This window comes from uncultured Alteromonas sp., assembly GCF_963976965.1.
Lineage (GTDB): Bacteria > Pseudomonadota > Gammaproteobacteria > Enterobacterales > Alteromonadaceae > Alteromonas > Alteromonas naphthalenivorans.
This window is the reverse complement of record NZ_CAXBMP010000056.1, coordinates 1-9,930: the sequence shown is the minus strand read 5'-3', so window position 1 is coordinate 9,930 and position 9,930 is coordinate 1. Positions and strand designations below refer to the sequence as shown.

The 9,930-nt window shown below is 43.0% G+C and carries 9 protein-coding genes and 1 pseudogene; 7 read left to right on the top strand and 3 right to left on the bottom strand.

What is annotated here, in order from left to right:
• Together AAC006_RS20970 and AAC006_RS20965 are read left to right on the top strand one after the other, a co-directional pair.
• Positions 1–131, top strand: a pseudogene (locus tag AAC006_RS20970) (NADH oxidase); the annotation flags it as partial.
• A 552-nt stretch (positions 132–683) separates the two neighbouring features.
• On the top strand, positions 684–1,025 hold the full coding sequence (locus AAC006_RS20965) for a PBPRA1643 family SWIM/SEC-C metal-binding motif protein (protein ID WP_126873730.1): 342 nt from the start codon (positions 684–686) through the stop codon (positions 1,023–1,025).
• A gap of 116 nt (positions 1,026–1,141) precedes the next feature.
• Here AAC006_RS20965 and AAC006_RS20960 read toward each other — a convergent pair whose 3' ends face one another.
• Positions 1,142–1,816 (bottom strand): nitroreductase family protein, encoded by a 675-nt coding sequence (locus tag AAC006_RS20960; RefSeq protein ID WP_338456238.1) that lies wholly within the window; start codon positions 1,814–1,816, stop codon positions 1,142–1,144.
• Between the two features lie 354 nt (positions 1,817–2,170).
• On the opposite strand from AAC006_RS20960, the gene AAC006_RS20955 reads away from it, so the two are divergent.
• The 4 genes from AAC006_RS20955 to AAC006_RS20940 are packed head-to-tail and all read left to right on the top strand — an operon-like array spanning position 2,171 to position 6,074.
• Positions 2,171–3,325: a pepsin-like aspartyl protease gene (locus AAC006_RS20955; protein WP_126873728.1), complete on the top strand. Its 1,155-nt coding sequence runs from the start codon at positions 2,171–2,173 to the stop codon at positions 3,323–3,325.
• On the top strand, positions 3,325–3,678 hold the full coding sequence (locus tag AAC006_RS20950) for a hypothetical protein (protein WP_244361127.1): 354 nt from the start codon (positions 3,325–3,327) through the stop codon (positions 3,676–3,678). The genes AAC006_RS20955 and AAC006_RS20950 overlap by 1 nt, the downstream gene beginning before the upstream one ends.
• Positions 3,644–5,653: a xylulose 5-phosphate 3-epimerase gene (locus AAC006_RS20945; protein WP_244361130.1), complete on the top strand. Its 2,010-nt coding sequence runs from the start codon at positions 3,644–3,646 to the stop codon at positions 5,651–5,653. The genes AAC006_RS20950 and AAC006_RS20945 overlap by 35 nt, the downstream gene beginning before the upstream one ends.
• A 31-nt stretch (positions 5,654–5,684) precedes the next feature.
• Positions 5,685–6,074, top strand: a complete 390-nt coding sequence (locus AAC006_RS20940; protein WP_126873727.1) for a hypothetical protein — start codon at positions 5,685–5,687, stop codon at positions 6,072–6,074.
• 43 nt (positions 6,075–6,117) lie between these two features.
• Here the strand turns inward: AAC006_RS20940 and AAC006_RS20935 are convergent, their stop codons facing one another.
• Both AAC006_RS20935 and AAC006_RS20930 read right to left on the bottom strand, forming a co-directional pair.
• Positions 6,118–6,510, bottom strand: coding sequence for a hypothetical protein (locus AAC006_RS20935; protein WP_126873726.1), 393 nt, complete (start codon positions 6,508–6,510; stop codon positions 6,118–6,120).
• Entirely contained in the window at positions 6,510–8,186 is a 1,677-nt protein-coding gene (locus AAC006_RS20930) for a S41 family peptidase (protein ID WP_126873725.1), read from the bottom strand. The genes AAC006_RS20935 and AAC006_RS20930 overlap by 1 nt, the downstream gene beginning before the upstream one ends.
• Before the next feature lie 293 nt (positions 8,187–8,479).
• On the opposite strand from AAC006_RS20930, the gene AAC006_RS20925 reads away from it, so the two are divergent.
• Positions 8,480–9,859, top strand: a complete 1,380-nt coding sequence (locus tag AAC006_RS20925) for a DUF4397 domain-containing protein (RefSeq protein WP_338456234.1) — start codon at positions 8,480–8,482, stop codon at positions 9,857–9,859.
• The last annotated feature ends 71 nt before the right edge of the window (positions 9,860–9,930 follow it).

Genomic DNA, 9,930 nt, shown 5'->3' with positions numbered 1-9,930 from the left:
TTAACACTACTTTTGCGTCTTCTTACACCAAAGAATTAAGCCTTGAAGAAGCACTGCAGCCTGAAAATGTCGCCTTATACAATGCTAAGAAGACAGGTGAAAAGTACCTGATTGTGCCTAACAAAAAGTAAAACATTAATGGGGGCTGCATCAATTATAGCTAAAAGTAAGCGGCCCCCGTTTGTAGCTCCTCGTTTATAGCCCGCATTTTCATCTATCCCGAAAACAAAGAATGTAAATTTGGAACTATAACGCCGCTTTAGTGCGGCGTTTTTGTTCTAAATGCTACGTTAATCTTACGTAGGTTGTGTGTGTGCTTTGCACTTGTAGTAGACTAGACATAAGCAGATCATCATATAGCTCTCTATAATTCACCATGCGTGGTTAATCTGAATCTCGGATACGCAACCCCTGAAAGTCAATTTTACCCTCTGTTTTTTATCGCTCATCATGGGTTTAGAGTAACTAAACCACATCATGGACGCCCTAATTCAGGCAAAGATATTATGACTTACTCTAGTTAAATGGATTGAAAATAGATAGCTAATAGCTCTTTAATGAAATGATTGAGAAAAATGACTTCATTTTGAAATTTCTTATCCAAGGCCTCGGTTGATTAGCTAATTTTTGTGACGACTTAAAGATGTCACCCTCCTTCTACTTTTAAATGTTTGGAACACCAAATGTCAGATAAATTTTTTTTCAAAGGTCGTAAAGACGCTCGTCAAACGACCCTAACATACGGTTATGAACGAAATGCCAGCCGTATTGCAGGCAGTAAAAAATATCCGCTTAAATTAGTGGTAACCAATGAAGCTCGAAAACAAGAAGTAAAAGCATTAGTGGCGGACGCAGATTTGTATGCAGATATTACTATTGATACAAAGGAAGGAGCGGTGGAATCTATACAAGAGTTAACAGTGCTACTGAATAAAAAGGGTACTGTAACGGTAGAAAAAGTACCTGCACGTAACGATCCCTGTGTTTGCGGTAGCGGTAAAAAATACAAGAAGTGTTGTGGTTAGATTACTATAAATGTATGCAGGGTAACCTGCCCCCCGTTTCTTGGGTGAACAAAAAACGGGGCCAGAGTGAAGCCGACTTAAAGGTCTTTACCCTACAACACTTTGACAGCTTTTCATTAAAGAAAGCTGGCTACGTCGTTTAGTGACTTTTTCTGCCTAGCATGTGCTGGAATGGTTGCATTAGGTGCCGGATACCCCGCAACAATAAGCATATAAGCGCGCTCGTTATCGGGCCGCTGACATACATCGGTCAAAAAGCTCATAGGCTTGGGCGTATGGGTAAGTGTTGCTAGGCCTGCATTATGTATCGCGGTAATAAGCATGCCAACAGCAATGCCTACAGATTCATGAACATAGTAATTTTGACGTTTTTCTCCGCTTTCCACTTCATCAAATTTTTGACTAAATACTGCAATAAGCCAAGGAGCTGTTTCTAAGTAGGGCTTGCTTGAATCTGTGCCTAAAGGCTTAAGGTCGTTTAACCATTGTTGCCCAGCACGACCTTCATAAAATCCTCGCTCGTGCGCTTCCGCTTGCTCTCGCACCTTTTGCTTTACTGCGGCCGATTGAATAGCTGCAAAGTGCCAAGGTTGATGATTGGCACCACTTGGCGCGGAGCCGGCAGTTAATATACAGTTTTCTATAATCGTTTTGTCTACACATTGGTCGCTGAAATGTCGAATACTGTGCCTGCGTTGCATTAATTTTAGGAAGTCTGTGCTTCGCGATAGCATCGTGTGTTCGGGGTATTCATTAAAATCATCTAGTGGTGAATGGTCGTGAGGTTGCATTTTTTAGTCTCGTTTTTGTCACGTTTCTTCACATAGAGTAAAGCTAAATGTGGTAAGAGTACATTTGAACGAGGGTGAAATTCGTTAGCTCGTTTCTTTTACCCTACATAATGGTTAAGTGAATAAACGCTGTAGAGGCAGCGCGTTTTTACTGTTTCGTCTAGCGACATACCCCTAATTCTGAACTTCAATATATAGTGGTGCCTGATACAAAAGCGGAAGATCAAAAGTAGTTTTTGATTTATGGGCCCTTATTTCTCAGCCACTATTTTTTTGTAATTTATTTGTTCCTAGAGTGATCAATATGGAAGAACGGTTCGTTTATAAAATTATCCCAAAGCACATAATTGAGCTATGCGAGATAATAGATCCTCATACCCCGTTAGAGACTCCGATGATTGTTGTAAAGATTTCTGTGGGGAAAATAACTCTGAAAGAATTCTTGTTTGTAATGCGGGAAGTGGTTCTCTGGAACTTCAGTTATGGGAGGGAAATAATCGACTCGAACATCAGTCCATTGAAGGTGAACCAGAACAGCTCCTTAATCATTTTACCTCATACCTAAATGACGCTTTGCCTTGCAGCACACTATTATACCGTGTTGTTCACATTGGAAAAAAGGATAGTAATCCTCAAAAGGTTGATGAGGATTGCCTGAATGAAATTAGACATTGGTTACCCTTAGCCCCTCTTCATAACAAAATCTCACTTGAATTAATTGAACATGGGCTTCACAAGTGGCCCGATTGCAATCACTTTGTTTTTTCCGATTCTGCTCTTTTTAATACCCTTCCAGAGTACGCGAGAGTTTATCCGCTTCCAGATGAACTATCCAAACGGTGGCCAGTCATGAAATATGGTTTCCATGGGCTTGCACATCAATCTCAATGGGAGCAACTTCAAAAACAAAAGCGATTTAAGCGTGTTATTACCATTCATTTAGGGGGTGGAAGTTCATTAGCTGCCTGGCAGGATGGATGCGTAATAGATACCACTATGGGGTATACCCCAACCGACGGTTTACCCATGACAACGCGCAGCGGTGCTATCGACCCAAACATCGTTCTGCATTTGCTAGAGCATGGAAACTACACGTTAGAAAGCTTATCCAAAATGTTTAATAGTGAAGCGGGGCTGGCTGGTTTGAGTGGTATTTCCGGAGATTATCGCACACTGAAACAGAGCCAAAATGCCGATGCGGTTCTCGCTCGCGACGTATATTCTTATGCACTGACCAAAGCAATTGGATCTTTTATGGGGGTCTTGGGTGGCGTAGACGCAATTGCCTTCGGTGGAGGGCTAGGGGAGCACCAACCTGAAGTGAGGGAATCTGGGTTGTCACGTTTTGCAGGGCTTGGCATTTCTGTCTCTAAAGAGAAAAACAAGCATGCAGAAGGATGCTGTGCAATTCACGATACAGGTTCCCAAACTGAGATTTGGGTTACCCCCAGTGACGAATGCAAAGTGATGCTTAACCAATATAAAACGTATACGAAGGAGAATGGATAATGCCGGCAGTATTCAACGCAAAAGTTAATGACGCTTTCAATGAGTGGTCTAAGGGGTATGGAAAAATCCAACATACTTCCTCGACGATGAATATTGTCGAAAAGTATTTATCCCAACACTATCACGCTGCATGTGGTGAACAATCCGAATTATTAAACGCAATAGAATTGCTAAAAGCAGCTGATCGAATCTGTAGTGCCAGCATGTGGTTGGTTGCCCACATGACCTACGCAAAACGTGTGTCTATGGCAGGCAACCCACTAAATATCGACGATTTTAAAGAAAAAGCGCAGGGCCATACAGGGGGGGGCACTGAATATGACGCCCGCTTATACAGGGTATCTTCTGGCTAATGCTTTAAGCGGTAAAACTCGCTCATGGGTTATGGGCCAAGGGCACTGTGTGGCGGCAATAGAAGCTGTGAATGCAATTACCGGCAATCAGTATGAAGAGAAAGAACAACTTTATTCATGTAACGAGAAAGGGCTGAGCCGGCTGTGTAATGACTACTACCGATATGATCTAAATGCCGAAGGGCAATTAGAGTCTCGTGTGGGAAGTCATGTAAATTTACACACGGCGGGAGGAATTTCTGAGGGAGGGTATTTAGGTTTCACTTCACTCAAGTACGTTCATATGCCGCTTCCGGGGCAAGAGCTGGTCACCTTTTTAAGTGACGGGGCATTTGAAGAGCAAAGAGGAAGTGATTGGGCTCCGCGCTGGTGGCGTGCTTCAGACACAGGATTAGTCGCGCCTGTTATGATTGATAACGGACGCAGAATTGATCAGCGTACTTTGATGGTACAAGAAGGGGGCACCAGTTACTTTAAACAACATCTGGAGTTACACGATTTTGATCCTGTCACTATAGATGGTAGCGATCCTGCCGCATACGCAATTGCAATCATTAATGCTACGGAGACGTTAGCTAAACGCGGTTACGAAGCAGAATCTGGGCGGAATTCGTACCCTGTCAAACTACCCTATATTATTGCTGAGGTTGCAAAAGGCTATGGTCTACCTTCAGCAGGGACAAATGCAGCGCATAGTCTCCCGTTAGGTAATAGCTTAGTAGATGACGATAAGGCAAGAGCAGCTTTTAATGAGGCAACGGCTAAGCTTCATGTTCCTCAAGAAGCGCTATTAGAAAGTGTTAAGGTTTTGAATAATCATCGGAGCACCGAACGAGTACAGGAAAAGGATCATGAATTACGGTTATTAAAACAAGTTAGCCTAACTTTTCCCGATGATAATTATTCAGAAGTAGAGGGATCAGTATCGTGCCTTGCTCAGATTGATCAGTGGATTAACGACTTGATCCTTACCAATAAGTCTTTGCGCTTTCGATTGGGGAACCCTGACGAGATACAAAGCAATCAAATGATGGCTACAATCAGAACGCTTAAGCACCGTGTAAGTGCACCAGAAGACGAAGAGTTAGAGTCGTTAACAGGTGGGGTGATTACCGCACTAAATGAAGAAGCCGTGGTGTCAGCAGTGTTGGCTAATAAGCAAGGTATAGGTTTGGTTGTAACCTACGAAGCTTTCGCAATGAAAATGCTAGGAGCCATGAGGCAAGAAGCCATTTTTTCCCGAAATTTAAAAGTATCGAATCGTTCGGCAAGTTGGATAAGCGTGCCTATAATAGCCACCTCGCATACGTGGGAAAACGGAAAAAATGAACAGTCTCATCAAGATCCTAAGTTTACTGAAAACTGGATTTGCGAAATGTCTGATGTAGCACCTGTGTATTTTCCGATTGATGCCAACACTTCAAACTCAATACTTAAAAACGTATATCAAACCCATGGCAAAATTGCTGCTATCGTGGCGGCAAAAAAAGAATTACCAGTCATTACGAATAAAGCTGAGTCTGAACATGCCGCGAATGAGGGATTATTTATTGCCCTGGAACAATCAAGCCCAGATATACAGCTTATAGCCGTAGGCGGGTATCAATTGCAGGCTTGTCTTTCTGCGGCAAATTCGTTGAAGAAGGAGGGGATAAAATGCTCGGTTGTCGCTCTGCTAGAACCAGGTCGATTTCGTGCACCTCGAGACAAAACAGAGGCTGAATATTGCCATGAGCCTGCGAGCATAGAGCGTATTTTACCTAAATCTCCACTACGTATTATCGTTACACACACAGGTGCAGAAGTAATGGCGGGAGTATTAAGGCAGTTAGATCTGGGTCCACACAAAACAACCTTCATAGGTTACAACAATCAAGGCGGTACCTTAAATTTAGAAGGTATGCTAAACGTTAATGGCCAGTCAGCAGAAGGTATTCAAAATACAGCTAAAGACATGATTAATGGGGCAAAGTAAAAATGGGGCAGAGTAAAAATGGGGGGTGCGTATGTGGCCGACGGTGCGTACTAATGCGACACATTTGCTCAGCGCATTTCGTAGCGAGCCAGCATGGCTGTTCGGTGATATTGATGCGCTTATGCCTGAAGACTTAACCGCTGAAGAGCAAATTGACTATGTAAAAAGCGCGCTTCAAAAAACAACCACTCTAGTGATCAATAAACAAAAAATACCTGTTGAAACGGTTAGCTACACCTCGCATAGCGAAGCACTTCCACACGACGCTGAACTAGTATTGCAGTCTCGACACACATTTGCGCATGTAGATGAAGTGACTTTATCGCTTTCAAAAGCATTGGGCTCGGTACATACGAGTTTTGTAAAGCCGCAATACCAGCGGGTGGGTGCTGGCGAGTCTGCAACCGTAAAGTATAAATAATGGGTCAGAGTTAATTAAACACTCTGACCCTTTTTAAAATTTGCTATTGTGCTAAGCAAGAAATATCACTTAGCTTTTCAATATCACCAGTTAGATCATTGCGCAAAACACAATGCTCACCATCGGTCAGTAAGGTAAACGTAAATGCGGGATTATTGTGCCTTCCCTCAATAGGTAATCTTCTTTCGTCCAAGTGTGCTTTACGCTCAATACTAACTTGCGAAGACTCAGAAAATACATCGTCGGCAAGGGTAATTTTGATGCCACCAAACCAGTCGCTAATTTTAGTTTCTATTATCTGTTTCTGGGCAAAACTCAAGTCGTCAGTGAGTGCGTCAACCAAGTCTTTTTCATTCGGCACAGGGGTCATTGCGCAGCCACTTGCTACAGCAAGTGGAATGACAAGTGCACCTAGTACCGTTTTAACAACTGCCATTATTCGCGCTCCTCAATAACAGGTTCGTTAACCTTATTGTGCAAAATAAAGGTATTTCTACGAGTATTCGGATTATCAATAGATAACAGGGCTTCTCCTGTTTGGTTACTCGCTGTGCTAGCAGCACTTTCTTGATTACCTAAAGCGTTAGCCCTAGTGAGTTCTTCTGTGGAAGCAACCACAGGGCAGCTGCCGGTAGCAGAATATTCTAAGGCCGCTGCAAGCATGGCTTCTTCGGGGTCACCTAGTGATGCTGTAAAATCGTCTTCCACATCACAGCCGGGTAGTTCAAAGTCGAAGCTAGGGGATGCTACCGGCATAAAACCGTCGGCGTAATCGCCGAAGCCTTTATTGTTCACACCTTGGAACTGAATAGTGAAATAGGTTTCGCCGCAGTTATCGGTAGGGTAGAAACCATATGGCTTGCCACAGGTAGTAGAGCCTATTTGTACCACTTCAACAACGACCCCCCGCAATGCGTTCATTACCGCTTCACTGGCTGAGCACGTTGAACCCGTGGTTATCACGTAAACACGTGTAAGCGACAAACTAGGTAACAAGGTGCTGGTTAGTACGCCTGCATTGTAGTCTATTTCATTACTATAAAATGGGGTTGCTTGTACCGTGCCGCCGGTTACCGGGTTTGTTGTACCGCTCTTATCGTTAAAGCGAGTGGTTTCAAAAATAGCGTTATTAGTTTGGCTAGGGCCTGCTACCATATAGGAAACCTGAGAAGCCAAAGCCAACAGGCCTCCACCGTTGTAACGTAAATCTATAACCAGTTCGGTTACATTCTCATCTACGAATAAATCAAACGCATCGATAAGGCCATCTTGGGCTGTGCGAATAAAGGTATTGAACTGAAAATAACCTGTTTTGCCATTTTCAGTATCTAGCACGCTAACGTTTTGCACTGGCGTTACGCTTACATCGGATGATGTGATGTCCACAGCTAGCGAACTGCCGTCAATAAGTTCAAATTCGAAATTGGTAATAGTGCCCGCGCTTTCAGGAAATAGCGCCGCATTAAGGGCATCAACACCAGCTTGGGTGTTGTCGTTCACGAAGTCGATACCATTGACCGTAATCAATGAAGCGCCGCGAGGTACATTGGCCAATGCAGCAGGAGAGTCAGGTTCAGTAAAACGAACCACAAGCTCTCGAGGGGAAGTGTTAGCAACAAACTCCCAGTCGAATCCATACCCAGATGACACCCCTGATTGCGATAGCTCATTGTATTCTGCGGTGTCTTGAGAAAAGTGAAAGTTATCTTTAGCTGTTCCGCTTGGGGTTAATTCGTTGGTTTTTAACTGATCGAAGTAGGCTATTACCGAGAAATTCTCGGGGTCATTGTCATCAACTTCGTCGTACCAAAGATAAGTGTCGTTGGTCCATGAACGTAACCACAGTTTTTCATCTAACGCGGAGCCTTGTGAATCAGGGTAAGCGCTGCCTGTGAAGGGATCTATCCCTGTTCTTGGTGATTCACATTGCGCGATAAAAGTAGATTGTGATTCATACACACCTGGATCCCAAGTGGGTTCGTTACTAACAGGTGGTGTAGTAGTTACTGGTGTGGTGGTATTGCCACCTCCGCTACCGCCTCCACAACCACTTAGAATCACAACAGTTACTGCTAGAGCAACACCAGTACATTTACGCGCGTTTATCAGCATAGATTTTCCTTATCTAGTCGGCCAACAAAACGCAGGCCATAGAATTAAATAAATATTGCCACAGAACAACACATCTGACCGCACTTTTTTCTTACTACGACACACGCTGAAACAAACTTGCTTGCAGATCATTTACCAAAAGTGAAGGAGTAATGGCTACACACTTCCCGAGGTGGGTTTTTTTCTACTATACGTTCAAATGTTGAAATCCTCTTTACGCCTTATTTACTCAGCTTTGCGCAACTATCCCCACGAAAATGCCTCCTAGAACACAATTTGAAAAGAGTGATGTTATGTATTTTTATCAGCGGTGTTTCACCAGTGTGGCCATTATTAGTGCCTTATCATTAACCGGTTGCGTATATGTTGAAGATGATGAAGACGGAGATGGCAATGGCTACGCACAGTATGTGAATTTAGTGCCCCAATCGCCCGATATAGAATTTGTGGTAGATGACGACTCGGAAGGGGAAATGTCGTTTGCCGAAGCCACCGCGTATTCGTATGTAAGTAATGTTTCTTACGACATTGAGTTTAATCAAATACTGCCAAATACGGAAAATAGCAACTTTATCGACGACGATTCACTTAAAGTCGATAACAAAAAAGTACATAGCTACATTTTATATGGCGAGACCGACTACCCTAGTAGCTTGGAAATAGAAATAGACGTGTCCGATGTTTACGACTCAGATTTTGACGATGGTTACGCTATGGCGCAATTTGCCAACTTAGCCAGCTACGACGACTCTGTCGATGTATACATTCTTGATGCCGATAGCTCACTGACTAATCAGTCAGCCTCCTATACGCTTTCATTAGCCGATGTCAGTGGAGACACTGAGTTGGACGCTGGCGATTATAAAATAGTCTTTACCGAGTCAGGCACCGATACTATTTTAGCGATGAAAAACGACATAACTATTGAAGAAGGAGAGGCGCTATCTTACGTATTAGTTAGTTATGACAGTGCGGGAATAGAGGATTCATTTTTCAGCATTGTGGAGCTTAACAGCAGCGGGGCGAGGCAACTAACTAATGAAGCGCAAGACAGTTACCTTCGGGCAAGTAACAATATTACTAATACTAGTGCTATATCAGTGGCTCAAAGTACTACGTCAAATTTAGTCGCGGAAGATATTTATTTTGGTGAACTGTCTGACTTTATTTTAATAGCCATTGATGACCCAGACGAGGCAACTAATGTTGATATTTATCTTCGTGACAGCGATAGCCAAGCCGTATTAGAAAGTACTAGCATAGATTTTCATGCAGATGAAATTGCGCTGTTATTAGGTAGTGGAAATGCAAACTCCACGGTTACGTCTTATTCCAATACCGAAGACTTAAGAATTATTGAAACCCACGCGAAACTGCTTTTTTCTCATAATATTGACAACGAAAGCAGTACCTCAATTTCTGTGAAGGTGATTGAGCAAGGAAGTTCGCCTGACTCATACGATGAATCTGACTCATTTTCTTATTTGAGCACTCTTGATGTAGAAATTGAAGCTGGTGATTATGATGTATATGTTTACGATAGCGAAACTGACGATTTACTGTTAGAAACCACGCTCTATGACGTTCAAGCAAGCGATGTTATTAATCTTGTTTTATCAGACTACGATTACGGCGGCGCCCCCTATCAAGTTTTTACTCATTATAACGAGTAACAAAAATAACAGGGTCAGAGTCTGAGGTATCCCCACAAATAATATAGCAAAATCAGTGAGATAAAAAAGAA